Here is a 25,792-nt window from a genome sequence, read left to right on the forward strand (position 1 = left end):
CGGCTGCATCATGCCGCGCCCCCTGCCCGCGCAGGCGCAGAGCCGGCGCGGCGCGCCTCGATCGCGGGGGCAAGGCCCGCCGCCCATTTGGTGATGTCCCCTGCGCCGAGGCAGACGACCATGTCGCCCGGCTGCACGATTTCGGCCAGCCGATCGGCCAGTTCCTCCGGCCCGGAAACCTCCGCCGCGGCGCGGTGGCCATGGTCCTTCACGCCCTTGACCAGCGCGCCCGCGTCCACGCCCGCGATCGGCTCTTCACCAGCGGGATAGACCGGCGCCACGAACACCATATCGGCATCGTTGAAGGCAGACTGGAACTCGCCCATCAGGTCGCGCAGGCGGGTGTAGCGATGCGGCTGTGCCACGGCGATCACGCGCCCGGCCGCCGACTCGCGCGCGGCGGAAAGCACCGCGCGGATCTCCACCGGATGGTGGCCGTAATCGTCGATCACCACCGTGCCGCCCACCTCGCCCACGCGGGTGAAACGGCGCCGCACCCCGCCGAAGCGCGCAAAGCCGCTGCGGATCGTATCGTCGGGACAGCCGAGTTCCACCGCCACGGCGATCGCCGCCAGCGCGTTCTGCACATTGTGCCGGCCCGGCATGGGCAGAGCGATATCGCCGATCCGGCGCTGCCGCCCGTCGCGATCGGTGTGGACCGCGTCGAACAGATTGCCGCCGTCATGCGGCCGCACATCCTCCGCCCGCCAATCGGCCTGGGCGGAAAAGCCGTAGGTGATCACGCGCCGGTCCCGCACGCGGGCGATCACCCTCTGCACTTCGGGATGATCGATGCACAGCACCGCCGCGCCATAGAAGGGCACGTTCTCGATGAATTCGACGAAAGCCTCCTTCACCGCATCGAAGCTGCCGTAGTGATCGAGATGTTCGGGATCGATATTCGTCACCACCGCATAGGTGCCGTCCAGCCGCAGGAAGCTGCCGTCGCTTTCGTCGGCCTCGACCACCATCCAGTCGCTGGCGCCCAGCCGCGCGTTCGAGCCGTAGCTTTCGATGATACCGCCGTTGATGACGGTTGGATCCACCCCGCCCGCATCCAGCAAGGCGGCGACCATGCTGGTCGTCGTCGTCTTGCCATGGGTGCCGGCCACCGCAACCGTGCTCTTCAGCCGCATCAGTTCGGCCAGCATCTCCGCGCGGCGGACCACGGGGATGCGGCGTTCCAGCGCGGCAGCCACTTCGGGATTGTCGCGCCGCACCGCCGTGGAGGTGACGACCACCGCAGCATCGCCCAGATTCTCCGCCCGGTGGCCGATGGACACCGCGATTCCCCGCGTGCGCAGCCGTTCCACGCTGGCGCCTTCGGCGATATCCGACCCCTGCACGCTATAGCCGAGATTGTGCATCACCTCGGCAATGCCGGACATGCCGATTCCCCCGATGCCCACGAAGTGAATCGTGCCGATATCGGTGCCTACGCCCTTCATGCCGGCGCGCCTCTGGGCACGGAAACCCGGTCCGCCGTCTCCTTCGCGTCGCCGCCGACGCGGATCACATCCTGGATCGGCGTTCCGCCGAAACTCTCGACCAGATCGGCCAGATCGCTGGCGGCGTTGGGCCGTCCGCAATTCCACGCCGCATGGGCCGCCGTCGCCAGCGTTTCCGGATGCTGCGCCATGGCCTGGATCTGCTTGGCCAGTTCCTTGGCGGTGAACCTCTCCTGCCGGATGGAACGCGCGCCCCCCGCCTTCACCATCTCGCGTGCATTGGCCGCCTGATGGTCGTCAGTCGCAATCGGCAGCGGCACCAGAATGGCGGGCCGCCCTACCGCCGTCAGTTCGGCAATGGTGGAGGCACCGGCGCGGCCGATGAACAGATGCGCATCGGCCAGCCGCGCCTGCATGTCTTCGAAATAGGTGCCCAGCTCGGCCGGGATGCCGTGGCTGGCGTAGCGTTCGCGCACGGCTTCAAGGTCTTCCGCACGGCATTGCTGGGTGACCTGCAGCCGGGAACGCAGCGCCGGCTGGAGCATCGACAGGCCATCGGGCACGACCTGCGAGAGCACCCGCGCGCCCTGGCTACCGCCGGTGACGAGCACGCGCAGCAGCCCGTCCTCCGTAAACGGAGGGAACGGCGCATCCCGCAGCGCAAGCACTTCCGCGCGGACCGGATTGCCCACCGCATGCACCTTCCCGGAGAAGGCGGGCTTCAGCCGGTCCACCCGCTCATAAGCGGTCGCAATGGCGCTCACGCCGCGGGCCAGCAGCCGGTTGACCCGGCCCAGCACGGCGTTCTGTTCGTGGATGACGCTCGGCACCCCTTCCGCGCGGGCGGCCAGCAGGGCGGGCAGTGCGGGATAGCCGCCGAAGCCGATCACCGCCGCGGGATCGAAGCTTTCATACAGGCGGCGCGCCATGCGGCGGCCTTCCAGCACCGCCATGATTGCCTTGAACCAGCCCAGCGGATTCCTTCCAAAGCGGCCCGCCGGCAGCACATGGGCCGGAAGGAAATCGGGCTTGCCGGGAATGGCCGCGCCGCGCTCGTCGGTAATCAGCGCGACGTGATGGCCCCGCTGCACCAGTTCCTGCGCCAGCGCGAAGGCGGGCGTGAGATGGCCGCCCGTGCCCCCGGCAGCGAGGACGAAATGGCGGGAAACGCTGCTCATCGCTCAATTTCCTTTTCCAGAGCGGTGCGAAGATCGAACTTCTCCCGCTCCAGATACGGGTTGCGGCGCGTAATCGCCAGCAGCAGCCCGATGGTGAAGCACTGTGCCAGCGTGGATGATCCGCCATAGCTGATCAGCGGCAGCGTCGTGCCCTTCGATGGGAACAGTTGCAGGTTCACCAGGATATTGATGAAGGCCTGCCCGCCGAACAGGGCAATCAGGCCCGTGGCGGCCAGAATGATGAACAGATTATCCTCCCGCAGCAGCCGCGTCGTCACGCGCAGCACGATCGCCATATAAAGCACCACGATCAGCGAGCACACCAGCAGGCCGAACTCCTCCCCGATGACGGAGAAGATATAGTCGGTATGCGCCTCGGGCAGGTTCATCTTGCGGACGCCCAGCCACAAGCCGCTGCCGGTCCAGCCGCCGGCCATCAGCGTGCGGCTGGCGAGGTCCACCTGATCGAAGGCAGTGCCACCCCCAAGGAAGGCATCGATGCGGTGGCGGGCATTGTCATAGAAGAGATAGGCCAGCGTCAGGCCGGCCGTGCCCACCCCGCCCAGGATCGCGATCCGCTGCATCGGCAGGCCCGCCAGCATGGCCAGCACGAACCAGACGCCCACGAACAGGATCGCCTCGCCGAGGTTGGGCTGCATCATCAGCAGCGCCACGATCGCCGCCAGCAGTCCGGCGCTCAGCGGGATCACCGGCAGTTCCGGGTCGCGCAGGCGCCACGAGAGAACCCAGGCGCAGAGCACGGCGAAAGCGGGCTTCAGGAACTCGCTCGGCTGGAACGACATGCCGAGATCGAGCCAGCGCCGCGCACCGTTCACCTCGGTGCCGAGAATGGGGACAAGGCACAACGCCAGGAACATGGCGCAGGCCAGCAGGATGCAGCCCCGCCGCACCCACTCGCGCGGGGCCAGCGACGTGCCGAACATCACGATGAGGCCCAGCAACTGGAATCGCAGATGCAGCCAGAAGAAATGCAGATCGGACAGTGTGCCCTTGGCGCCCGAAAGCCGCCGTGCGCTGGCAGGCGAAGCCGCGGCCACGGCGACCGCGCCGATCGCCATCAGCAGCAGCACGAGGCCCAGCAGCACACGGTCCACCTCGCGCCACCAGATCTGCATCTGGCGCTTGCGCGAATTGGGAAAGCGCGCCGCCTGCAGCGCCGGTTCGCCGGGTCGCGGGATATAGGGACGCGCTGCACTCATGCTGCGGACCTGGCAGTGAAAGTGGCTGTTTCCCCGCCCGCCTCGCCGGTGATCTCCGCCACCAGCCGGCGAAAACACTCCCCGCGGGTTTCATAGTCACGGAACTGGTCGAAACTCGCGCAGGCGGGGGAGAAGAGCACGACATCGCCCGGCTTGGCAGCCGCATGGGCGCGGCACACTGCCTCGCTCAACATTTCGCAGCGTTCCACCGGCATGAAGGGTTCGAGGATCTGCGCAAAGCGCGGCCCGGCCTCGCCGATCGTATAGGCGGCGGCGATATTGCCGAAGGCGGGGGCGCATTCGTCCAGATCATCGGATTTCGGCAAGCCCCCGCAGATCCAGTGGATACGTTTGTCCGGATCGGGTGGAAAAGCGGCCAGCGCCGGCGCGGTGGAGGCCGGATTGGTGGCCTTGCTGTCGTTCACATAATCGACGCCGCCGAAGCTCCCCAGCCGCTCCATCCGGTGCGGCAGGCCGCGGAACGTGGCGAGGCCCGCCAGCACCTGATCCTCGCTGAGCCCCAGTTCCAGCGCCAGTGCGGCACCGATGGCGGCATTCTGCAGATTATGCGGCCCCTGTAGCGAGGGCCATGCCGCCTGATGCGCACCCCAGCGCGAAAGCTTGGCACAATCGGCCCGGCCAGGCCCGCGGCGGGCAAGCTCTTCCGCCTGCACCTTGCTGGTCACCGCATCGGCGCAGCCGAATACGGCGAACTGATCCGGGCTCTGCATGGCAAACAATCGCGCCTTGGACGCGGCATAGGCCTCGAAGCCCGCGTAACGATCGAGGTGATCGGGCGTGACATTAGTCAGCGCCGCGGCCTCGCAGGCGAGCGAGTGGGTGAGGTCGATCTGGTAGCTCGAAAGCTCCAGCACATAGACCCCGCCCGGGGCCAGCGGCTCCTGCGCCAGGATCGGCAGGCCGATGTTGCCGCCCATCCGGGCGGGTATGCCGGACTGCTCCAGCAAATGGTGCACCAGGGCAGTCGTGGTGGATTTGCCGTTGGTGCCGGTGATGCCAACCACGCGGTGTTCGGGCAGGCTGGGCCGCGCGAGCGCGAACAGCTCTATGTCCCCGATCAGCGGCACGCCGGCTTCCCGCCCCCGCTCCGCAATGGGATGGGTGTTGAGCGGCACGCCGGGGGACAGGACGATCCCGTCCAGCCCGCGCAGATCGGCAACCAGCGGGTCCGCCACGGTCACGCGACCGGCCAGTTGGTCGCGCGGGCCTTCGCGGCGATCCCAGGCGAGCACCTCCGCCCCGCTCGCCAGCAGCGATTCCACCGCCGCCATGCCCGAACGGGCGAGGCCAAGCACGAGGTAGCGCCGGCCGGCAAAGGCGGAGGAGGTGATCATCGCAGCTTCAATGTCGCCAGGCCGAGCACGGCGAGGACGATGGCGATGATCCAGAAGCGGATCACGACGGTCGATTCCTTCCAGCCGAGCTGTTCGAAATGGTGGTGGATCGGCGCCATGCGGAAGATGCGCTTGCCCGTGCGCTTGAACCAGAACACCTGGATGATGACGCTGGCCGTTTCCATCACGAACAGGCCGCCGATGATCAGCAGCACGATTTCGTGATGCGCCGCCACCGCGATCGCGCCCAGTGCGCCGCCGAGGGCGAGGCTGCCCGTATCGCCCATGAACACCGCCGCGGGCGGCGCGTTGAACCACAGGAAGGCGAGGCCCGCCCCCATGATGCCGGCGCAGAAGATCGCCAGCTCGCCAGCGCCTTCCACATAGGGAATGCCGAGATAGCCGCTGAAATCCACGCGGCCGACGAGGTAGCAGATCAGCATGAAGGCGCCCGCGGCGATCACCACGGGCATGGTCGCCAGCCCGTCCAGCCCGTCGGTCAGGTTCACGGCATTGCCGAAGCCCACGATCACGGTGGCGGCGAAGACATAATAGAGCGGCCCGAGCGGCACGAAGCGACCGGAGAAGAACGGCACGTAGAGATCGGTGCTGATATGGCCGACGATGATCCACGAGGCCACGCCCGCAACGATGAATTCGAGCAGCAGGCGGACCTTGCCCGACACGCCCTTGTGGCTGCGCTTCGTCACCTTGTCGAAATCGTCGAGGAAGCCGATCAGGCCGAACCCCGCCGTCACCGCCACGCAGGCCCAGACCAGCGGGCTGTAGGGGTCCATCCAGATCAGCATGGCGATCAGCAGCGAGATCAGGATCATCAGCCCGCCCATGGTGGGCGTGCCCACCTTGGCGAGATGCGTCTTCGGCCCGTCCGTGCGGATGGGCTGACCCTTGCCCTGGCGCACGCGCAGCATGTTGATGAAGCGCGGGCCGATCACCAGCCCGATGAACAGCGCCGTGAGCATGGCGGCCCCGGCGCGGAAGGTCTGATACCGGACGAGGTTGAACAGACCTTCGAATTCAAGCCATTGCGCAAGCAGGTACAGCATTACGGCGTATCAGCCTTCCCTCGCGGTGAAGTGGGCCACCACGCGGCCCAGACCCACCGAATTGGAACCTTTCACAAGCACCGCGTCGCCACCGGCCAGGCCGAATTCTTCCAGCGCGGCGATGGCTTCGCCCGGACCTTCGCAATGCGCAAAGGGAATGGCATTGCCAAGCGAGGGCGGTACGGGTTTCCCCAGTTCGCGTGCGAGCGGCGCCATATCGGGGCCGACAAGGATCGCATAGTCCACCTGCGCCTCTTCCAGCGGCTCTCTCAGCTGGGCGTGGAAGGCGGGGCCGAAATCGCCCAGTTCCTTCATCGCGCCCAGCACCGCGATCCGCCGCGTGGCGGGGGTGGCACCCAGCTGCGCCAGCGTGGCGCGCATGGAAGCCGGATTGGCGTTGTAGCTTTCGTCGATGAACAGCGCGTGGCCGCCGGGGGCCTTCACCCGGTGGCGCGCGCCGCGGCCCTTGAGCCCGCCCATCTCCGCCAGCGCCAACCCGGCCGCGCCGAGATCGCCGCCCGCTGCATACACCGCGGCCATCACGCACAGCGAATTGGCTATCCAGTGCTCGCCCGGCTCCGCAACCGAATAGCACAGGCGCCGCTCGCCCAGCGCCGCGGTGACCAGCGAGCCGCCATTGGCCGCCGGAACGGCATCGAGCAGACGCACCTCGGCATGCTCGGAGCGACCGAAGCCCAGCACCTTGGCGCCGCGAGCCAGAGCGGCATCGCGCAGGCGCTCGAAATGCGGGCTGTCGGCGGGGATCACCGCCGTGCCGCCGGGCTGCAGGCCGGCGAAGATCTCCGCCTTGGCATCGGCAATAGCCTCCTCGCTGCCGAGGTTTTCGATATGCGCCGGGGCGATGGTGGTGATCACAGCCACATCGGGGCGGACCTGCGCGGTCAGCCCGGCGATTTCACCCGCGTGGTTCATGCCCATTTCGAACACGCCGTAGCGGCTGCGCGCGGGCATCCGCGCGAGGCTGAGCGGCACGCCGACATGATTGTTGTAGCTGCGCACGGAGCGGTGCGCCGCGCCCCGGCTGGCCCGTTCCAGCGCCGCGAAGATCGCTTCCTTCACGCCGGTCTTGCCCACCGATCCGGTGACGCCGACGATGCGCGCCTTCACCCGGCCGCGGGCTGCCTTCGCAAGAAGCTCAAGCGCGATGGAGGTATCCTTCACCAGCACGTGCGGCTGGGCGATCGGGCGGTCCACCACTGCCGCCACGGCACCATTGGCGAAGGCCTTGTCGATGAACTTGTGGCCGTCGGTCGTTTCGCCCGTCAGCGCCACGAACAGATCGCCTGCGCGCACATCCCGGGAATCGATCTCTACGCCGGAAACCTGAAAAGCACCGCTTGCTTCCCCGCCCATGGCCGCAGCCAGAGCTTCGGCATCCCACAGCGCCAGGCGCCGGGTATCGTGCCCGCTGCCGGGCCAGCGCAGAGTCTTGCGCAGCGCATTCATGCCTTTGCTCCTGCCATTTCGGCCGCGCATTCGCGCGCCACCGCCACATCATCGAAGGGAAGCACCCGCATCGCGTCACCCGCGCCGATGATCTGCCCCTGTTCGTGCCCCTTGCCGGCGATAAGGACGATGTCCTCCGGCCCCGCGCCGGCAATGGCGGCGCAGATCGCTTCGCGCCTGTCGCCCACTTCCCGCGCGCCGGCGGCACCTTCCAGAATTTGCGCGCGGATCACGGCGGCCTCCTCTCCCCGAGGATTGTCATCGGTGACAATGACCAGGTCGGACTTCTCCACGGCAATCGCACCCATCGGCGCGCGCTTCCCCGGATCGCGATCGCCACCGGCGCCGAACACGGTGATCAGCCGGCCGGAGACATGCGGCCGCAGTGCGTCGATCGCAGCGCCCAGCGCATCTGGGGTGTGGGCATAATCGACATAGACCGGCGCGCCGCTGCGCGCGATCGCCGCCCGCTCCAACCTGCCGCGCACCGGCTGGAGGCGCGAGAGCGCATCGAACATCGCCCCCGCTTCGCTGCCCGTTGCCAGCGCGAGCCCCGCCGCAACCAGAGCATTGGCCGCCTGATAGGCCCCGATCAGCGGCAAATGAACGCGCCGCTCCGTGCCTTCATAACGGATGTGAAGATCCTGCCCCAAGTGGCCGGGAATGCGGCTGAGCAATTGAATGCCCTCGCCCCGTTCGCCGATCGTCAGCAGGCGCAGGCCGCGCGCGGCGGCAGCTTCGCAGGCACGCGGCGCCCAGGGATCGTCCGCCCACACCACCGCCGTGCCGCCATCGCTCACCACCTCGGTGAACAGCCGCATCTTGGCGGCGAAATATTCTTCCATGTCGGCATGGTAATCGAGGTGATCGCGGCTGAGATTGGTGAAGGCACCCGCCGCCACGGGCACGCCTTCATTGCGATATTGTGAGAGGCCGTGGCTGGAAGCCTCATAGGCAACATGCGTCACGCCTTCGCGCGCCAGGCCCGCCATGTTGGCCAGGAAGGTCACGATATCGGGGGTGGTCAGCCCCGTGGAGACGCTCTCATCCGGCGTGGTGACGCCGAGCGTGCCGATCGAGGCAGCGCGATTGCCGCACATGCGCCAGATCTGCCGCGTCATCTCGACCACGGAGGTCTTGCCATTGGTGCCCGTCACCGCCGCAATCGTGCCGGGCACAGGGGTGAAGAAGCGCGCGGCCAGATGGGCGAAGGCCCGGCGCGGCTCGGCATCGGCGATATGGGCGGCGCCGCGCACATCGGCCTGCGGGCGGGCCACCACGGCCACGGCACCGGCGGCGATGGCGGCGGGGATGAAATCCTCCCCATTAACCCGCGTCCCGGGGAAGGCGCCGAACACGGTGCCCGGCGCCACCTTGCGATGATCGATGGCGAAGCCGCTTACCGGTGCCTCGGCCTGCGCGCCGAAGCCCGCAGCATCAAGCCCGGCAGCCGCCACCAGCCGGCCCAGCTTCATTCGCCAACCTCTTCCGCACGGCCGACCAGCGGCTTGAGATCGGTGAGATCGATGTCGCGTGTGTCGTCGGGCAACACGCCCAGCAGCGGGCCGATCCGCGGCACCAGTCGGCCGACGATCGGGGCGGCGTTCCAGGCCGCCGTGCGCTGATAGGAACTGGCGGCAGTGCCCTTGGGCTCGTCCAGCATGGCGATCACCACGAAGCGCGGCTTGTCCATCGGGAAGGCTGCGGCGAAGGTGGAAACCAGCGTGGAGCGCTGATAGCCGCCCACGCCCGGCTTTTCCGCGCTGCCCGTCTTCCCGCCAACGCGGAAGCCCGGTGCGTCGGCGCTGCGGCCCGTGCCATAGGCGGTGATCATGCGCAGGAGCTGGTTCATCCGCGCACTGGTGGAGGATTTGAACACCCGGCGGCCGTGCGGCGCTTCGCCCGGCGCCAGCTTCTTCAGCGTGGCAGGCCGCCAGATGCCGCCATTGACCATCGCCGCATAGGCGCTGGCGAGGTGCAGCGGCGTCACCGCGATGCCGTGGCCATAGCTGACCGTCATCGCGCGCAGGCGCGGCCACTTGCCCTTGTGCCAGATGGGAAAGCCGCGGGCCGGCAGCTCGATATAGGGCCGCTCGTTCATGCCCAGATCTTCCATCACCCGCTTCAGCCGGTCAGCGCCGAGCTCGTCCGCCACCTGCGCGGTGACGATGTTGGAGGAATGGATCAGCGCCTCGGGCACGTTCAGCGTGGCGCCGATGATGTGGCTGTCATGGATACGGAACTTGCCGACCTGCAGCGGGCGGTTGGCCTGATAGCGGCGCGAAAGATCGGTCACCACGCCATCGTCGATCGCGGCCGCCACGGTCAGCGGCTTGAAGGTGGAGCCCAGCTCGTAAACCTGGTTGGTCACGCGGTTGAACATGTTGCGCTCCCCCTGGGCATCGATCTTGTTGGGATCGAATTCAGGAAGCGAAGCGAGAGCTACGACCTCGCCCGTGTCCACATCCAGCACGATGCCGGCGGCGCCCACGGCGTCCACCTGCAGCATGCCGCTGCGCAATTCGTCTTCCAGCGCGCCCTGCACCCGCGCATCGATGGAAAGAGCCACTGGCGTGCCGCGCGTGGCGGGATCGGTCAGCTGCTTGTCCAGCACCGCTTCCATGCCCACGCGGCCGTGTCCGTCCGCCGCAACATAGCCCAGCACATGCGCCGCCATGCCGCCCTGCGGATAGTGCCGGTCCGTCTCGCGCGGCATTTCCAGCGCCAGCTCGCCGATCTCATAGACCTTGTTCGCATCTTCCGGCAGCACGCGGCGGCGCAGATAGCCGGCCTTGCCCGCGGCAAGCTGCGCGCGCACCTGCGCCTCGTTCAGATCGGGGAAGATCGCCTTCAGCCGCCGCGCCACTTCCTCGGGCGATTTCACCAGGGGCGGACCGCCGTCTTCCAGCGCATGCGGATTGAACCACAGCGCATAGGCCGGGAAGGCGCGGGCCAGCGGCACGCCGTTGCGATCGGTGATCTCGCCGCGCGGGGGCAGCAGCGCTTCGGCCATGGAGCGTTCGACCGGCGCGGGCTGCACCACCCCCAGCCACGCGATGCGCATCAGCGCGGCGAAGGTCAGCAGCACGAAGGCCAGGCCGACGAACAGCGCGCGGAGCTGCGCCATCAGCAGCGTTCGGCGGCGGATGTTGACCAGGCGGACGCGGCCCGCCGGCGCCGGATGGGAGGCAGCGAGCGCCGTCACTGGCCCGCTTCGCGGATCACTGCACCCAGCTGGATGCGCATGGCACCATCGCCGCCACGGTGGCCGTGGTCACGCTCCACTTCCGGCGTCAGCAGCGCTTCCTGCATAGGCTTGCCGGTGAGCGGGGAGACGAATTGCGGGAAATCCGGCGTGCCGTCACCGGTGGCGGCCCCGGCCACGCGGATCGGCGACGGCGCACCCTTGGCGCGTGGGCCGCCCAGCGCGGCCAGCTGGCGCTCGTTCTCCACGAACTGGTCCGCCCGCGGCGCCGTATAGCCGAAGTCCACGCGGTTCCATGCGGCCAGCTGCAGCTGGTTGGAGCGCGTCTCGAACTCCGTTTCCAGCATCATCTTCTGCTGTTCCAGCGACACGATCTGCCGTTCGGCCCGCACCACGTCGCTATGGACGGCGTTCACCTTGAGCACGAGCAGGACATAGAGCACGGTGCAGATCGCGAGCACGGCGATCCAGCCCATGCGGCGAATGCGGCTTTGCGGTGTCATGCGGCCTCCCTTGCCGGTGCGGCGGTACGGATGGCGGCGCGCAGCGTGGCGGAGCGCGCTCTGGGGTTACGGAGGATCTCGGCCTCTGAGGGGCGAATGGCCCGCGAAAGCCGGGTGAAGGTAGGGGCAGCGCCGGGCGCGGCTTCGGGCAGGTGGCGGCTCGTCCGCGCATTGGCGCCCGCCGCATCGCGCAGGAAGTGCTTCACGATCCGGTCTTCCAGCGAATGGAAGCTGACCACGGCCAGCCGCCCGCCGTCGCCCAGCAGACCCTCGGCCGCGGAAAGGCCCTCGGCCAGCTCGTCCAACTCGCCATTCACATGGATGCGAATGGCCTGGAAGCTGCGCGTTGCCGGATCCTTGGGCGCGCCGGGGCGGTGGCCCAGCGCCTTGCGCACCACCGCCGCCAGCTGGCCCGTGGTGGCAAGCGGACGCGCGGCGACGATGGCGCGGGCGACGCGGCGGCTCTGCCGCTCCTCGCCATAGCGCCACAGCACATCGGCAATCTCCGCCTCTTCCGCCTCGTTGAGAAAATCGGCGGCGTTGGGGCGGGTCTGCTCCATCGTCATGTCCAGCGGTCCCTCGGCCGAGAAGGCGAAACCCCGCCCGGCCTGATCCAGCTGCATAGAGGAGACGCCGATATCCATGGCAATGCCGTCCACCCGCGAAATCCCCACCTCGGACATGGCGGCGAGCATTTCGGAGAAGCGGCGCGGATGGAGCACGAGGCGCGGGGGATTTTCGCGCGTTTCGGCCCACTCGCGGCCCGCGGCAATCGCATCGGGATCGCGGTCGAAGGCATGCACCGTGGCACCCGCATCCAGCAGCGCGCGGGTGTAGCCGCCCGCCCCGAAGGTCGCGTCCACGATCACGTCGCCGGGCTGCGGGGCCAGCGCCTCGATCACTTCGTCCAGCAGGACGGGAATATGCGGGGCGCCGTTCACTTGCGCTTCGCCTTGGCGGTGGCTTCCGCCTCCTGCTGGCGGCACACCGCCTGCTGCTGGCCGAACCACTTCTGGTCCATCTCGTACAGCGCATCGGGCGCCCACAGCGAGAAGAAGGGCGATCCGCCGAGGAAGGCGATGGAGCCGGTCATGCCCACCAGCCCGCCCAGCGCATCGGGCAGCACGAAGCGGCCGCTGGCGTCGAAGGGAATCTCGGAGAAGGTCCACAGCTGCATCGAGCGCATGTCGCGGTCGAACTCCTCGCCCCGGCGCAGCGCGGCCTCTTCCTCACGATCGATCTGGGCGTCGAAATCCTCGGTACGGGAAAGGCCGAAGCCGGTCAGGCAGTCCCACCGGTTGTGCTTGGCGAGGCACAGCACGCGGGGATCGTCTTCGGTGGGAGCGATGGCCTTGCGGAAGGACGGAGGCAGCACATAGCGACCCTTTTCGCCGCGAAGCGAAAAGCCCTGTCCGCTATAGCCTGCCGGCCCCTTCGCCACCTTCTCGAACCACCCCTGTCTGCATGCCCTGAACCGATCGGCACAACCCCTCCGCCGCCGGACGCGCGGGATCGCGCGGCCCGCTCACCCCCACTCGGGGATACGGATGGACGAATTGACCGATGGACCCGTTCTGTAACGTGCCGGACCTCGGGAGAAAAGGGGAAATTGCGGGAATTTCCGGAATCTTACGTGTATAACTTCAGGGAAAGCCCTCAGCCGCCGGGCTCTCCTTCACCCCCACCCTCTGCGTTAAGCATACAAGTGTATGAATTCCGAGTGTTATCCTCTTCGCCGCCGGCGGTGCCGCGATTTCCCGCGTCTGCCCCGGCTTTCGCGTAGGCCTGAGCCGCCAGCCAGGCGAGCGCGCGGGGCGCCCCTGCATTTTCGCCGTGCAGATCGAGCAGCGCCGCATCGGCGAGGATCAATCCCGCGCCATCCCCGATCCGGCACCGCGCCAGCGCGCCTTCGGCGGCCAATGTGCAGTCCGATCCCTCAGCCAATGGGGCGAAATGGCCCGGGTACTGCAGGGGAATAGGCGGGCCGCCCGCCTCCGCTTCCCGCGCATTCCCGTCTCCGTCCGCGAATTGCAGCGACAGGCCCCAGTGATCGAGGATGGGCGAAAGCAGCGTCACGTCCTGCGGGCGGCGCTTATCCCCCAGGGGAAAGCGCGACTCGCCCGTCATCAGCGGATCCGCGAACAGCAGCAGGCGGCCCCCGCCCCGCACCCATTCGTCCAGCGCGACATTCTCCGCCGGGGAGAGCGCGCGCGGCTGCGCCAGCAGCAGCAGGGAGAGGCCGGAGAGGGCGGACGCGTCCAGCGTATCGAGCGGGCGCAGGCGATAGGCGCGTTCCAGCAGCGGCCGCGCCCAATGCGTTTCCGCCGTGCCCGCGATCACTTCGGCCGGACTCGCCGCTTCGCCCCAAAAGATCGGAATAGTGCCCATCAACCCCAGTTCGGGGCGGGATTGCACGGGCGGACAGGGGTCCCCCGCCGTCGCGTCCCCTGCATCCCCGGCAGTGGCCGGGGCCGATGCAAGCAGGGCCAGCAGCAGCCCCGCGCCGGCCGCGTCAGGGCGCAGGATCAGACCCTTCGTCAAGCGTGGTGGGGGCCGGATCCATCGGCGGCTGCGCCTGCACGGCGGCGGGCTGGGCAGGCTCTGCCGGCAGATCGGGCACGATGCCGGCATCGGCCAGCGGGTCGCTCACCGGACCCGGCGTTTCCTGCGCGGACACGGTGGAGGCCGCTTCGGGCACGGAGCGGGCCCGGTTCCGTTCCGCATTGAACATGATGATGTTGGCCAGCCCAAGCAGCAGGACCATGGCGGCCAGGCCAAAGAACCCGACCTGCAACCGCTGCACCGCCTGCGCGCGCGTTCCCGCGAAGGGCGCCTGCCCGGTTGCCTGCGTCTCTGCCTCGCCCCGGCGAAGCAATTGCGAAGGATCGATCTGCATGCCCGCCCTTGTAACGGGTGCAGATTAACGCAGCCAGTCGAAAACCGGCAGGCCCTTCTGCTCCAGCCATTCGCGGTTGTAGAGCGACGAAAGATAGCGGAAGCCGGTGTCGCACAGGATCGTCGCCACCCGGCTACCCGGACCCAGCTGCCGCCCGAGCGCCACCGCGCCCGCCACATTGATGCCGGAGGACAGGCCGAGGCACAGCCCTTCTTCCTTCAGCAGCCGCGCCACCCAATGCAGGCCTTCCTCGTCCGAGACGCGGAACTGCGTGTCCACCGGGGCGCCTTCCAGATTGGCGGTGATCCGCCCCTGCCCGATCCCCTCGGCAACGGAACTGCCTTCCGCCTTCAGCTCGCCATGGGCGTAATAGTTGTAGAGCGCCGCGCCATAAGGATCGGTGAGCGCGATCGTCACCTTCTCGTCAAACGCCTTGAGGCCCAGTCCCACGCCGGCAAAGGTGCCGCCGGTCCCGACCGCGCAGGTGAAGCCATCCACCCGGCCTTCCATCTGCGCCCAGATTTCCGGCGCCGTACTTTCGATATGGGCGCGGCGGTTGGCGATATTGTCGAACTGGTTGGCCCAGATCGCGCCTTCGGTCTCTTCCGCCATGCGGCGGCTGGTGTGCACGAAATGGCCCGGGTTCTTGTAGGGCGCAGCAGGCACGGTGACGAGTTCGGCACCCAGCGCGCGCAGCGTGTCCATCTTCTCGCGGCTCTGCGTCTCGGGCATCACGATCACGGATTTGTAGCCCAGCGCATTGGCCACCAGCGCAATGCCGATGCCGGTATTGCCCGCGGTGCCTTCCACGATCGTGCCGCCGGGCTGCAGCAGCCCCTTTTCCTCGGCATCGCGGATGATCCACAGCGCCGCCCGATCCTTCACCGAGGCACCGGGATTGGCGAATTCGCATTTCCCCCAGATCTCGCAACCCGCCTCCTCGCTGGGCCCCTTCAGGAGCACGAGCGGCGTGTTGCCGATCAGGTCGAGCGTGGATTGGCGCGGTTCGGGTGCAGTCATGATCGGGGTCAGGTAAGGCCCCTTCCCCCCTTGCGCAACGCAGATGCGCTTGGGGGGTAACAAGGTCAGTCTTCTTCGGCGATCCGCACCTTCAGCCCGTCCAGCGCGTCGGTGAAGGGAATCTGGCAGGAGAGGCGCGACGTCTCGTCACGGTCATCGCTCGAATCGAGCAAATCGTTCTCGTCCTCGTCCATCGGGGGCAGCAGCGAGACGAAGGCGGGATCGACATGCACATGGCAGGTGGCGCAGGAACAGCACCCGCCGCACAGCGCCAGCAGCTCGTCGAACCCGTTGTCGCGAATGGCCTCCATCACCGTCAGCCCGGCGTCGGCCTCCACAGTGCGTTCTTCTCCTTCGCGGGTAACGACGATCAGCTTCGGCATTGGGGCCCCTTTCTTTCCGGCGACGGGCTGCTAGGGGCTGGCGGCGATTTTTGCAAGCGGAGCGCGAATGGGCCTTTCGGCCGCGCAGATCGCCGCCGGGCTGGATGCCGTGGCGGCGCAGGAACCGGCCATTGCGGCCGCGCTGGCGCGCGCCGGCTATCCCGAACCGCGCATCCGCGAAACCGGCTATCGCACGCTGCTGCGCACGATCGTCGGCCAGCAGGTGAGCGTGGCGGCAGCCGCCAGCGTGTGGCGCAAGCTGGAAGAGCTGCTGGGCGGCGATGTGCCCCCGGAAGTGCTGCTGCGCGCCGAATTCGATGCGCTGCGCGCCTGCGGCCTTTCCCGCCAGAAACAGGGCTATGCCCGTTCCCTCTGCGAACTGGTGGTTTCGGGCGAGCTCGATCTCGCCGGCCTGCCCGCGGATGACGAGGCGGCGATCGAACAATTGGTGCGGATCAAGGGGATCGGCCGCTGGTCCGCGGAAATCTACCTGCTGTTCGCCGAAGGGCGGCCGGACATCTGGCCAGCCGGCGACCTTGCCGTGCAGGCCGGCATCGGCCGCATCCTGGCCCTGCCCGAACGGCCGAGCGAAAAGGAAACCCGGGCGCTGGCCGAAAGCTGGCGCCCACACCGCGGTGCCGTCGCGATCTTCACCTGGCACTGCTACAACAATCCGGCGCTCTAATTGGGGCGCGGCGCGCGTCCTTCGACAGGCTCAGGACGAGCGGATTTCTTCCTAACCTCGTCATCCCCGCGAAGGCGGGATTCCAGATGGAAAGCACGGTGCCTGGCTGGATTCCCGCCTGCGCGGGAATGACGAAGGGTGGGGGCGCCAAACCGGCCCTGCCCCCACCTCTCCCGCCTTTCCCCTGCCGCGCCTTGGGAGTAGCGTTGCGCCCTGTTCTGCAGCCCGGGGGGGATTACACCGATGAAAAGACACACCAGATTGATGGTCACCATCGGCGCCGCGGCCAGTCTGGCCGGTGCGGGCGCAGCCACGGAAGGAGACAGGATGAACATGAATGCCAGCCAGACCGGAGCCGCCGCCGAAGCGGTCGCTGCGGTTCCGCTGATCCCCCGCGATGCGCTGTATGGCAACCCCAGCCGCTCCGGCGGCAGGATCAGCCCGGATGGCAAGTGGCTCAGCTGGCTCGCCCCCTATGAGGGCGTGATGAATCTGTGGATCGCCCCCGCCAGCGACCCGGCCGCCGCGCGGCGGATGACGAGCGCCACGGAACGGCCGATCCCGCAATATTTCTGGGCCCCGGATTCCGGCAGCCTGCTCTACGTGCAGGACAAGGGCGGGGACGAGAATTACCTGCTCTATCAGGTGGACGTCACCAGCGGGAAGGAGCGGACGCTGACCCCGTTCGAAAACACCCGCGTGCAGCTGGTGGGCGCATCGCAGACCATCCGCGACAAGGTGCTGGTGGGCATCAACAACCGCGATCCGCGCTTCCACGATGTCTATCTGCTCGATCTCGGCACCGGCGAATTGCAGCAGGTGATGCGCAACGACAGCTATGCCGGCTTCCTGGCGGATGACAGTCTGACACTGCGCTGGGCGCTGCGGCAGAACGCCGCCGGCGGGAACGATATGTTCGAGATCACCGATGGCAAGGTGGCCGAGACCCCGCGTGAGAGCACCACCATGGAGGACGCGCTCACCACCACGGTCGCCGGGTACACTACCGACGGCAAGACGCTCTACTGGCTCGATTCGCGCGGCCGCAACACCGCCGCGCTGGTGGCGGAAAACACCGACACGGGCGAAAAGCGCGTCATCGCCGAGAGCGACAAGGCGGATATTGGCGGCACCATGCAGGATACGCGCACCGGCGAGGTGCAGGCCTATTCGGTCTATCACACCACCAACCAATGGCATTTCCTGGACCCGGAGATCGAACAGGCCTTCGCCTGGCTGGACGAGCGGCTGGAGGGCGATTTCGGCGTCCAGTCCCGCACGGACGACGACAGCAAGTGGGTGGTGTGGAACGATCCGCTGACCGCGCCGAGCAAGGTCTATCTCTACGATCGGCCGGCGGGTACGCTGACGGAGTTCTACAGCGCCCGGCCCGAGCTGGTCGGCGCGCCGCTGCAGCCGATGCACCCGCGCGAAATCCCCGCGCGCGACGGGCTGGCGCTGGTGAGCTATCTCACCCTGCCGCCGGGCAGCGACCCGGATGGCGACGGCGTGCCCGATAAATCGGTGCCGCTGGTGCTGCTGGTGCATGGCGGGCCGTGGGCGCGCGATGCCTATGGCTTCAACCGCGCGCATCAATGGCTCGCCAATCGCGGCTACGGCGTGCTGAGCGTCAACTTCCGCGGCTCCACCGGCTTTGGCAAGGATTTCATCAACGCCGGCAATCTCGAATGGGCCGGCAAGATGCATGACGATCTGATCGACGCGGTGGACTGGGCCGTGGCGCAGGGCGTGGCGCAGAAGGACAAGGTGGCGATCATGGGCGGCTCCTACGGCGGCTATGCCACGCTGGTGGGCCTGACCTTCACGCCCGAAACCTTCGCCTGCGGGGTGGACATCGTCGGCCCCTCCAACCTCGAAACGCTGCTGGAAACCATCCCGCCCTATTGGGCGCCGATGGTGAAGCAGTTCCACGAGCGCATGGGCAACCCCGAAACGCCGGCTGGCCAGCAGATGCTGAAGGACCGTTCCCCGCTCTACAAGGCGGCGGCGATCAAGAAACCGCTGCTGATCGGCCAGGGGGCGAACGATCCGCGCGTGAAGCAGAGCGAAAGCGACCAGATCGTGGGGGCGATGCAGGAAGCGGGCGTGCCCGTCACCTATGTGCTGTTCCCCGACGAAGGGCACGGCTTTGCGCGGCCGGAAAACAACATCGCCTTCAACGCCGTGGCCGAAAACTTCCTCGCCACCTGCCTCGGCGGTAGGGCCGAACCGATCGGCGAGGCCGTGGACAAGTCCACCGCCGAGATCGTGACCGGCGCGGTGCATGTGAAAGGGCTGCGCGTGCCGGTGGAGTGAGGCGGCGGGGGCGCGGGCGGGAGCGCGTCCTTCGACAGGCTCAGGACGAGCGGGGGTGGTGCCCCTCTCCTCCTCCCCCTTCCCTCGTCATCCCCGCGCAGGCGGGGATCCAGAGTGGCAAGCGTCGGCGCCGGCTGGATTCCCGCCTGCGCGGGAATGACGAAGGTGGTGGTTAAGTCCGCTCATCCTGAGCCTGTCGAAGGATGCGCGCCCCTTCGCGCCTCACCCCAAGGCGTCGATCGCCTTGGCCGCCTTTACATCGCGCTGAGACAGGCCGCCCGCGTCATGGGTGGTCAGGGTGATCTCCACCCGGTTGTAAACATTGGACCATTCCGGATGGTGATCGTGCTTTTCGGCGATCAGCGCCACGCGGGCCATGAAGCCGAAGGCCTCCGAAAAGTCGGCGAAGCGGAAGCTGCGGTGGATCGCCAGCCCGTCCTCGCGCAGCGTCCATTGCGGCAGGGCGGCCAGCGCCTCGTCCCGTTCGGCCTCGGTCAGTTGCGGCACCGCCATTGCGCATCTCCCTTGCTTGTCGCGAACCATGCCTTGCCCTAACGCAGCGGCCCATGGAAGCGTGCCACCTCATCGCGTCGGAGATCGCCTGCCGGCGCGGGGAGCGGCTGCTGTTCCGCGGGCTTTCGCTCGATCTCGGCCCCGGCGGGGCGCTGCAGCTCGGCGGGCCGAACGGCACGGGCAAGTCCAGCCTCATCCGCATCCTCGCCGGCCTGCTGCGGCCCTATGCCGGCACGGTGGAGCGGCGCGGCGCGATCGGGCTGGTCGATGAACGGCCGGCGCTCGATGGTGACGTCTCGCTCGCCCATGCCCTCGCCTTCTGGCAGGCGATCGACGGCGGGAACCGCGCGGCGCTCGGCCCGCTGGGGCTGGAGCCGCTGCTGGATGTGCCGGTGCGCTATCTCTCCACCGGGCAGCGCAAGCGCGCCGCCCTCGCCCGCCTCGCCGGCCAGAACGCGCCGATCTGGCTGCTCGACGAACCGCTCAACGGGCTGGACCGCGACGCGGTGGCGATCTGCGAAGCCTTGGTGGCCGATCACTGCGCCGCCGGGGGCATCGCAATCGTCGCCTCCCACCAGCCCTTCGCCCTGCCCGGCATGGCCGTGCTCAACGTGCCGGACCACGCTGCATGAGCGCGCTCTGGACCATCCTCCGCCGCGATCTCGCCACCCTGCTGCCCGGTGGACGGCGCGGCGGCACGCTGCTGCCGCTGCTGTTCTTCCTCTCGGTCGCCATGCTCTATCCCTTCGCGGTGGGGCCGGACCCGCGCCTGCTCGCCCGCACCGGCGGGGGGGTGATTTGGGTCGCGGCGCTGCTCGCCGCGATCCTTCCGCTCGAACGGCTTCTGGCGGGGGATCTGGAGCGCGGCTTCTTCGATCAGTGGACGCTGCGGGGCATTTCGGAAGAAGCAATAATTGCAGTGCGCTTGCTAGCCCATTGGTTGAGCTTTGGCCCCCCGTTGCTTGTGGCCGCTGTTCCGGCCGCCGCACTGCTGGGTTTGGACGGCCCGACACTGCGCATCGTGGAGCTGGGCCTGCTCGCGGGTACGCCGGGCCTCGCCGCGATCGGCATCATGATTTCCTCGCTTACCGTCGGCTTGCGCTCGGGCGCGGCGCTGTCCGGCCTGCTGCTGATCCCGCTGGCGGTGCCGCTGCTGGTGTTCGGCGCAGGCAGCCTCGCCACCGGAGGCGAAGGGGGGCTGGCGCTGACCGGGGCGATCAGCCTGCTGCTGGTCGCCATTGCGCCCTTCGCCGGCGGAGCCGCGATCCGCGCCGCCCGCGAAGGCTGAGCACAGCCTTCGCAGGTTGCACTTATGCGTAGGGCGGCTTGTGCAGGCCCTCCGGGCTGAGAGTGAAGATCTCGTAGCCGGTTTCGGTGATGCCGATCGAATGTTCGAACTGCGCGCTCAGCGACTTGTCGCGCGTCACCGCCGTCCAGCCATCGTTGAGCAGCTTCACCGCCGGCTTGCCGAGGTTGATCATCGGCTCGATCGTCATGAACATGCCCGGCCGCAGTTCCGGCCCGGTGCCGGCACGCCCGGCATGGATCACCTCCGGCGCATCGTGGAACAGGCGGCCGAGGCCATGGCCACAGAAATCGCGCACCACGCCATAGCGGTGCGCTTCGGCATGGTCCTGGATCGCCGCGCCGATATCGCCCAGCCGTGCGCCCGGCCGCACCTCCTCTATGCCGATCATCAGGCATTCGTAGGTGACGTCCACCAGCCGCTTGGCCTTCAGCGAGGCTTCGCCGGCGATATACATGCGGCTGCTGTCGCCATGCCAGCCGTCGAGCAGCGGCGTCACGTCGATATTGACGATGTCGCCTTCCTTGATCGTCTTCACGGAGGGAATGCCGTGGCAGACCACATGGTTGATCGAGATGCAGCAGCTATGCGTATAGCCGCGATAGCCCAGCGTGGCGGGCACGGCACCGCCATCCAGCGTCATTTCCCGCACAACGCGGTCCAGCTCTTCAGTGGAGACGCCCGGCTTCACCAGCGGCACCATGGCATCGAGGATCTCGGCCGCCAGTCGCCCGGCCTTGCGCATCCCTTCGAAGCCTTCCGGCCCATGCAGCTTGATCGTGCCGTCGCGATAGACGGTCTCGTTCCCCGTTACGGTCTGATATTCGGTCATTTGCCCAATGTAGCGACTACGCGTGTCAATTGCGAGCGGCGAAGGCGGCCTTGTAGCGCGGTTTCACCGCGTCCAGCACCGCGCGCGTCACCGGCAGGGTCAACTCGTACGAGCCTTCCGCATAAGGTCCGGCGGCATAGGGTCCGTAGATGATCCCCACCCGGTCGAACAGCTTGCCCCCGCGCGATCCGACCAGCACGGTCGCATCGCTCACCGGCACGCATTGGGTGAACTCGTCCACCCCCATGTCCGGCACATCGGGGCCGCGCCGCTTCTTCCGCTCGGCATTCAGCAGGTCGCACAGCTTTTCGCCCAGCGCCTTGTCCAGCGCCTTGTCGGACAGGAACATGTCCTCCGCCTCGATCGCGCGCTTGTCCGCCTTGTTCCAGACCAGCGAACCATAGCCGTAATTGCCGTGCGCGCCGCCGGAATAGGTGGACACTTCGGAAGACAGGCTCAGCCAGTCCGGCAGGTTGGCGACGACCTTCCATTCCGCATTGTAGCTGTGCTTGTTGTAGGGGAAGCCATTGTCCCGCGCTTCCTCGCGCGCTTCCACCGATTCCTTCGCCAGATCGGCCTTTCGTTCGTCCAGCCGCTTGTCGAGCAGCGCCGCAAGTTCCGGAATCTTCCCTGCCGCGGCGGGATAGGAATATTCGAACAGATAATCATCCGTCTCTTCCGAAACCGATCGCGCACCGTTGCTGCGCCGGTCGGCCGCTGCGCTCGCCGTGGCCGTAGCGGTGGCTGTTGCCTCGGGATCGGTGGCCGTGGCTTCGGGGGTCGCACTCGCGCTCGCTTCGGAGCCGACCGGCCCGTCCTCCGCCGATGCAGTGGCCGCCGGCGATGCCTGCCCGGCCTGCTCCTGCTCCGCACCGTCCTGGGTGCAGCCAGCGGCCAGGGATGCGGCCACGCAAATCGAAATCAAACGCAACATTCAAACTCGTCCCGGTGCTTCCAAATCGGCCCATAAACGGGCAAGCCACCCGCTTATGGGCATGAAAACAGATTTGATCCAGCCGGATCGTGGGCAGGATGCCACTGCGATCCACCTCGTCAACAAGGATGGTTTCGCGGATTTTTCGCGTAAACTCAGCGCTCCGCAGCGGGCCGCGCTGGCTGCGCAGAAGTTCACCGGCGCGGGCTATCAGGTGGGAATCGTGCCCGATGGCGAAGGCTGGTTCGCCGTGGGCGGAGTCGCCGATCCTGCGGCGCTGTCCAGCTGGTGCATGGCCCGGCTGGCAGAGCAACTGCCTGCCGGGACCTATCGCCTCGCCGGCGGGGAACCCGGCCCGGCGCTGCACGGCTGGCAGACGGCGCAATATCGCTTCACCCGCTATGTGGAGGACAAGGACGCGGAAGGCCCGCGGATCCTGTTGACCGGCGAGGTCGGCCGGATCGATGCCGCCGTGGCGGAAGCGCAGGCGGTGGCGCTGGTGCGCGATCTGGTGAACACGCCGGCAGAGGACATGGGGCCCGCCGCGCTGGAAGACGCTGCCGAAGCGCTGGCGAAGCAGCATGGCGCACAGCTGGCGGTGACCCGCGGCGACGCGCTGGAGCAGGAATATCCGATGGTCCATGCGGTGGGCCGCGCCGCCGCGCGCAGCCACGCCCCGCGGATGCTGCACCTGACCTGGGGCGCGGCCGATGCGCCGGTGCTGGCCATCGTCGGCAAGGGCGTCTGCTTCGATTCGGGCGGGCTCGACATCAAGCCCTCCGCCGGCATGTTGCTGATGAAGAAGGACATGGGCGGCGGCGCGCATGCGCTGGCTCTCGCCGGCCTGATCATGGGCGCCGGGCTGAAGGTGCGGCTGCATTGCCTGGTGCCGGCAGTGGAAAATGCCATTGCCGGCAATGCCTTCCGCCCGGGGGACGTGCTGAAATCGCGCAAGGGGCTGACGGTCGAAGTAGGCAACACCGATGCCGAAGGCCGGCTGATCCTGGCCGATGCACTGACCCGCGTGTGCGAGGAACAGCCCGAGCTGCTGATCGACTTCGCCACGCTGACGGGCGCGGCCCGCGTGGCGCTGGGACCGGACCTTCCGGCCCTGTTCGCCCGGAGGGATGAGACGGCGGACGCGCTGCTGGCCGCCGGCAAGAAGCATGACGATGCCTGCTGGCGCCTGCCGATGCCGGCCGCCTATGCCGAATGGCTGAAATCCGACGTGGCCGATACCGGCAATGCCCATGCCAATGCCTTCGCAGGAGCCAGCGTGGCGGCCCTGTTCCTGGACAAATTCGTGGCCGAGGGAGTGGACTGGGCGCACTTCGACACCTTCGCCTGGACGCCATCCCCCAAACCCGGCCGGCCCAGGGGAGGGGAAGCTCTGGGCCTGCGGGCCGCCTGGCACATGATCCGTTCGCGCTTCGGCGGATAGGCCGGCAGACGGGGCTTTTCCGGCAGCAGCCTGCCGCCGCCCTTGCCCCCCCGCCCCGCGCCGTCTAATCGCCCGCGATGTTTACCCGGGGCAAACCCCAACAGTGTATAATGGCGCCGTGCAAGAGACCGATAAACTGACCAACCATGGCCCCTATATGCTGGCCGGCCCCGTAGCGCGGCCCGATGCCGGTGCCCTGCCCCTGCGTGGCGATCTGGCGCATGTCGGCCTCGCCGGCCGTTATTTCGTGCCGCATTACGCCGTGCCGCAGCCTCGCGCGGTGATGCCCGGCGGCGCACCGCTGCTGGTCTCGCCGGAAGAGGGGGCAGCCGAATTGTGCACGCTGATGGAAGGGGACAGCTTCGAAGTGCTGGACATCACCGGCAGCTGGGCCTGGGGTTGCCTGTCGCTGGAGGGGCCGGTCGGCTATGTCCACGTGGACCGGCTGGAAAGCCTGCCCGGCTGATGGCGAAGACGGTCTTCATCGACGGTGCGGCGGGCACCACCGGGCTGGAGATTGCCGACCGGCTTTCGGGCCGGAGCGAATTCACCCTGCTCACGCTGGACGAGGCGCGGCGCAAGGATGCTTCGGCGCGGCGCGAAGCGCTGAACGAAGCCGATTTCGCGATCCTGTGCCTGCCCGACGATGCGGCGCGCGAAGCGGTGGCACTGATCGACGCGGGCAGCGCCACGCGGGTGATCGACGCCTCCACCGCGCACCGCGTGGCGAGCGGCTGGACCTTCGGCTTTCCTGAGATCGTCGGCCGGGACGCCGTGGCGGGCGCCGCGCGGGTGAGCAACCCGGGCTGCTATTCCACCGGCTTCATCGCCCTGATGGCGCCGCTGGTCCGCGCCGGATTGCTGCCGGCGGAGTGGCCCTATACCGTCCACGCCGTCTCCGGCTATTCGGGCGGCGGCAAGGCGCTGATCGAGCGGTTCGAGCAGGATCCGGACATCGCCTGGCGCGGCTATGGCCTGGCGCTGGGCCACAAGCATATTCCCGAGATGCAGCGGCATGTCGGGCTGGCTCATCCGCCGGTCTTCTCCCCCGCCGTGATCCCGGCCCACCGCGGCATGGTGGTGGAAATCCCGCTTCCGCTCGCCGCCATCAGTGGGGCCGCATCGCCACAGGAGATGAAGGCGGAGCTCGCGCGCTTCTATGCCGACAGCCCGGTCGTCTCGGTCGAGGAGTGCAGCGAGGGCGAACTGCTGCTGCGCCGCTCCCGGCCGGCGAGCGACCGGATGGAACTGTTCGTCTTTGCCGACGCCGCCGGGGAACAGGCGCGGCTGGTCGCCCTGCTCGACAATCTCGGCAAGGGTGCGAGCGGAGCGGCAGTGCAGTCGCTCAATCTGATGGCGGGCCTGCCGGAAACCGCGGGTCTACGGATCTGATTGCCTGCTTTTCAGGCAGGACTGCCTGTTTTTTGGACAGTAAACCGGCGCTATTGCGCATCTTTTGATGCGCCGGCAGCGACCAGACGCGCGGTTTATTCCGAATCCACCCTTTCGCCGCGGAGCCCGATTGTTTAGTGATGTGCTTCGCGCCTTGGCACGATTCTTGAAGGTTTGTGCCGGGATATTCAGGGGACCGGCCGCCCACCGCGCGCCGGCGATGCCGACAGGGGTCACGTGAAAAAGATCGAGGCGATCATCAAGCCGTTCAAGCTGGACGAGGTGAAGGAAGCGCTGCATGAGGTCGGTGTCTCCGGCATCACTGTGGTGGAAGCCAAGGGCTTCGGCCGGCAGAAGGGACATACGGAGCTCTATCGCGGGGCGGAATATGTCGTGGACTTCCTGCCCAAGGTAAAGCTGGAGGTCGTCGTTCCCTCCAGCCAGGCCGAACAGGTGGTGGAAGCGATCGCCGCGGCGGCACAGACCGGCCGGATCGGCGACGGCAAGATCTTCGTCACCCCGGTCGAAACCGCGCTGCGCATCCGCACCGGTGAAAAAGACGAGGCCGCTATCTGACGTCTTGTCCGCGCCTGCCCACGCGGCGGAGCGCATCTGAACTCGCACTCTCTCT

At 67.8% G+C, this 25,792-nt stretch carries 26 protein-coding genes; 8 read left to right on the top strand and 18 right to left on the bottom strand.

Annotated elements, in window-relative coordinates:
- Positions 1 to 8: 8 nt before the first annotated feature.
- From murC to AEB_RS16415, 15 genes are all read right to left on the bottom strand, one after another.
- Entirely contained in the window at positions 9 to 1,448 is a 1,440-nt protein-coding gene (murC, locus tag AEB_RS16345) for a UDP-N-acetylmuramate--L-alanine ligase (protein ID WP_119084083.1), read from the bottom strand.
- Positions 1,445 to 2,626 carry an undecaprenyldiphospho-muramoylpentapeptide beta-N-acetylglucosaminyltransferase gene (murG, locus tag AEB_RS16350; protein ID WP_119084084.1) on the bottom strand — a complete coding sequence of 394 codons (1,182 nt, stop codon included), beginning with the start codon at positions 2,624 to 2,626 and terminating at the stop codon, positions 1,445 to 1,447. The genes murC and murG overlap by 4 nt, the downstream gene beginning before the upstream one ends.
- Entirely contained in the window at positions 2,623 to 3,846 is a 1,224-nt protein-coding gene (locus AEB_RS16355; RefSeq protein ID WP_119084085.1) for an FtsW/RodA/SpoVE family cell cycle protein, read from the bottom strand. Before AEB_RS16355 ends, murG begins: the two co-directional genes overlap by 4 nt.
- The gene (murD, locus tag AEB_RS16360; protein ID WP_119084086.1) at positions 3,843 to 5,201 is read right to left on the bottom strand and encodes a UDP-N-acetylmuramoyl-L-alanine--D-glutamate ligase; all 1,359 of its coding nucleotides are present in this window, start codon (positions 5,199 to 5,201) and stop codon (positions 3,843 to 3,845) included. The genes AEB_RS16355 and murD overlap by 4 nt, the downstream gene beginning before the upstream one ends.
- On the bottom strand, positions 5,198 to 6,268 hold the full coding sequence (gene mraY, locus AEB_RS16365; protein WP_119084087.1) for a phospho-N-acetylmuramoyl-pentapeptide-transferase: 1,071 nt from the start codon (positions 6,266 to 6,268) through the stop codon (positions 5,198 to 5,200). Before mraY ends, murD begins: the two co-directional genes overlap by 4 nt.
- Positions 6,269 to 6,277: 9 nt before the next feature.
- Positions 6,278 to 7,735, bottom strand: coding sequence for a UDP-N-acetylmuramoyl-tripeptide--D-alanyl-D-alanine ligase (locus tag AEB_RS16370; RefSeq protein WP_119084088.1), 1,458 nt, complete (start codon positions 7,733 to 7,735; stop codon positions 6,278 to 6,280).
- Complete coding sequence (locus tag AEB_RS16375; protein ID WP_119084089.1) at positions 7,732 to 9,210, bottom strand: UDP-N-acetylmuramoyl-L-alanyl-D-glutamate--2,6-diaminopimelate ligase; 1,479 nt, start codon at positions 9,208 to 9,210, stop codon at positions 7,732 to 7,734. The genes AEB_RS16370 and AEB_RS16375 overlap by 4 nt, the downstream gene beginning before the upstream one ends.
- On the bottom strand, positions 9,207 to 10,940 hold the full coding sequence (locus AEB_RS16380) for a peptidoglycan D,D-transpeptidase FtsI family protein (RefSeq protein WP_442858041.1): 1,734 nt from the start codon (positions 10,938 to 10,940) through the stop codon (positions 9,207 to 9,209). Before AEB_RS16380 ends, AEB_RS16375 begins: the two co-directional genes overlap by 4 nt.
- Complete coding sequence (locus AEB_RS16385; RefSeq protein ID WP_145985325.1) at positions 10,937 to 11,443, bottom strand: hypothetical protein; 507 nt, start codon at positions 11,441 to 11,443, stop codon at positions 10,937 to 10,939. Before AEB_RS16385 ends, AEB_RS16380 begins: the two co-directional genes overlap by 4 nt.
- Positions 11,440 to 12,384: a 16S rRNA (cytosine(1402)-N(4))-methyltransferase RsmH gene (gene rsmH / locus AEB_RS16390; RefSeq protein WP_119084091.1), complete on the bottom strand. Its 945-nt coding sequence runs from the start codon at positions 12,382 to 12,384 to the stop codon at positions 11,440 to 11,442. Before rsmH ends, AEB_RS16385 begins: the two co-directional genes overlap by 4 nt.
- Positions 12,381 to 12,884 (bottom strand): division/cell wall cluster transcriptional repressor MraZ, encoded by a 504-nt coding sequence (locus AEB_RS16395; RefSeq protein WP_119084092.1) that lies wholly within the window; start codon positions 12,882 to 12,884, stop codon positions 12,381 to 12,383. Before AEB_RS16395 ends, rsmH begins: the two co-directional genes overlap by 4 nt.
- A gap of 215 nt (positions 12,885 to 13,099) precedes the next feature.
- Positions 13,100 to 13,984 carry a Gldg family protein gene (locus AEB_RS16400; RefSeq protein ID WP_172593141.1) on the bottom strand — a complete coding sequence of 295 codons (885 nt, stop codon included), beginning with the start codon at positions 13,982 to 13,984 and terminating at the stop codon, positions 13,100 to 13,102.
- The gene (locus AEB_RS16405; protein WP_119084094.1) at positions 13,956 to 14,339 is read right to left on the bottom strand and encodes a hypothetical protein; all 384 of its coding nucleotides are present in this window, start codon (positions 14,337 to 14,339) and stop codon (positions 13,956 to 13,958) included. Before AEB_RS16405 ends, AEB_RS16400 begins: the two co-directional genes overlap by 29 nt.
- Before the next feature lie 24 nt (positions 14,340 to 14,363).
- Positions 14,364 to 15,359 carry a cysteine synthase A gene (locus AEB_RS16410; protein WP_119084095.1) on the bottom strand — a complete coding sequence of 332 codons (996 nt, stop codon included), beginning with the start codon at positions 15,357 to 15,359 and terminating at the stop codon, positions 14,364 to 14,366.
- A gap of 65 nt (positions 15,360 to 15,424) precedes the next feature.
- Positions 15,425 to 15,742 (bottom strand): 2Fe-2S iron-sulfur cluster-binding protein, encoded by a 318-nt coding sequence (locus tag AEB_RS16415; RefSeq protein ID WP_119084096.1) that lies wholly within the window; start codon positions 15,740 to 15,742, stop codon positions 15,425 to 15,427.
- A gap of 67 nt (positions 15,743 to 15,809) precedes the next feature.
- Here AEB_RS16415 and AEB_RS16420 point away from each other — a divergent pair, with 67 nt between their 5' ends.
- Both AEB_RS16420 and AEB_RS16425 read left to right on the top strand, forming a co-directional pair.
- A complete protein-coding gene (locus AEB_RS16420; RefSeq protein ID WP_119084097.1) occupies positions 15,810 to 16,427 on the top strand; it encodes a DNA-3-methyladenine glycosylase family protein in 618 nt (205 codons plus the stop codon).
- Positions 16,428 to 16,670: 243 nt separating this feature from the next.
- Positions 16,671 to 18,743 carry a S9 family peptidase gene (locus AEB_RS16425; RefSeq protein ID WP_231958792.1) on the top strand — a complete coding sequence of 691 codons (2,073 nt, stop codon included), beginning with the start codon at positions 16,671 to 16,673 and terminating at the stop codon, positions 18,741 to 18,743.
- Between the two features lie 222 nt (positions 18,744 to 18,965).
- Here AEB_RS16425 and AEB_RS16435 read toward each other — a convergent pair whose 3' ends face one another.
- Positions 18,966 to 19,256 carry a 4a-hydroxytetrahydrobiopterin dehydratase gene (locus AEB_RS16435; protein WP_119084099.1) on the bottom strand — a complete coding sequence of 97 codons (291 nt, stop codon included), beginning with the start codon at positions 19,254 to 19,256 and terminating at the stop codon, positions 18,966 to 18,968.
- 53 nt (positions 19,257 to 19,309) lie between these two features.
- Here AEB_RS16435 and ccmA point away from each other — a divergent pair, with 53 nt between their 5' ends.
- Positions 19,310 to 19,888, top strand: coding sequence for a heme ABC exporter ATP-binding protein CcmA (ccmA, locus tag AEB_RS16440; protein WP_119084100.1), 579 nt, complete (start codon positions 19,310 to 19,312; stop codon positions 19,886 to 19,888).
- Positions 19,885 to 20,544 carry a heme exporter protein CcmB gene (locus tag AEB_RS16445; protein WP_119084101.1) on the top strand — a complete coding sequence of 220 codons (660 nt, stop codon included), beginning with the start codon at positions 19,885 to 19,887 and terminating at the stop codon, positions 20,542 to 20,544. Before ccmA ends, AEB_RS16445 begins: the two co-directional genes overlap by 4 nt.
- Positions 20,545 to 20,566: 22 nt before the next feature.
- Here AEB_RS16445 and map read toward each other — a convergent pair whose 3' ends face one another.
- Both map and AEB_RS16455 read right to left on the bottom strand, forming a co-directional pair.
- A complete protein-coding gene (gene map, locus AEB_RS16450) occupies positions 20,567 to 21,394 on the bottom strand; it encodes a type I methionyl aminopeptidase (RefSeq protein WP_119084102.1) in 828 nt (275 codons plus the stop codon).
- 25 nt (positions 21,395 to 21,419) lie between these two features.
- Positions 21,420 to 22,328, bottom strand: coding sequence for a PdaC/SigV domain-containing protein (locus AEB_RS16455; protein ID WP_119084103.1), 909 nt, complete (start codon positions 22,326 to 22,328; stop codon positions 21,420 to 21,422).
- Positions 22,329 to 22,383: 55 nt separating this feature from the next.
- Between AEB_RS16455 and AEB_RS16460 the strand changes: the two genes are divergently transcribed.
- The 4 genes from AEB_RS16460 (at position 22,384) to AEB_RS16475 (ending at position 25,737) form a co-directional block, all read left to right on the top strand.
- A complete protein-coding gene (locus AEB_RS16460) occupies positions 22,384 to 23,769 on the top strand; it encodes a leucyl aminopeptidase family protein (RefSeq protein WP_119084104.1) in 1,386 nt (461 codons plus the stop codon).
- 118 nt (positions 23,770 to 23,887) lie between these two features.
- A complete protein-coding gene (locus AEB_RS16465) occupies positions 23,888 to 24,235 on the top strand; it encodes an SH3 domain-containing protein (RefSeq protein WP_231958793.1) in 348 nt (115 codons plus the stop codon).
- A complete protein-coding gene (gene argC / locus AEB_RS16470; RefSeq protein WP_119084105.1) occupies positions 24,235 to 25,161 on the top strand; it encodes an N-acetyl-gamma-glutamyl-phosphate reductase in 927 nt (308 codons plus the stop codon). The genes AEB_RS16465 and argC overlap by 1 nt, the downstream gene beginning before the upstream one ends.
- Before the next feature lie 237 nt (positions 25,162 to 25,398).
- Positions 25,399 to 25,737 carry a P-II family nitrogen regulator gene (locus tag AEB_RS16475; protein ID WP_119084106.1) on the top strand — a complete coding sequence of 113 codons (339 nt, stop codon included), beginning with the start codon at positions 25,399 to 25,401 and terminating at the stop codon, positions 25,735 to 25,737.
- Positions 25,738 to 25,792 lie beyond the last annotated feature (55 nt).

The sequence above is a fragment of the Altererythrobacter sp. B11 genome, assembly GCF_003569745.1.
Classification (GTDB): domain Bacteria; phylum Pseudomonadota; class Alphaproteobacteria; order Sphingomonadales; family Sphingomonadaceae; genus Croceibacterium_C.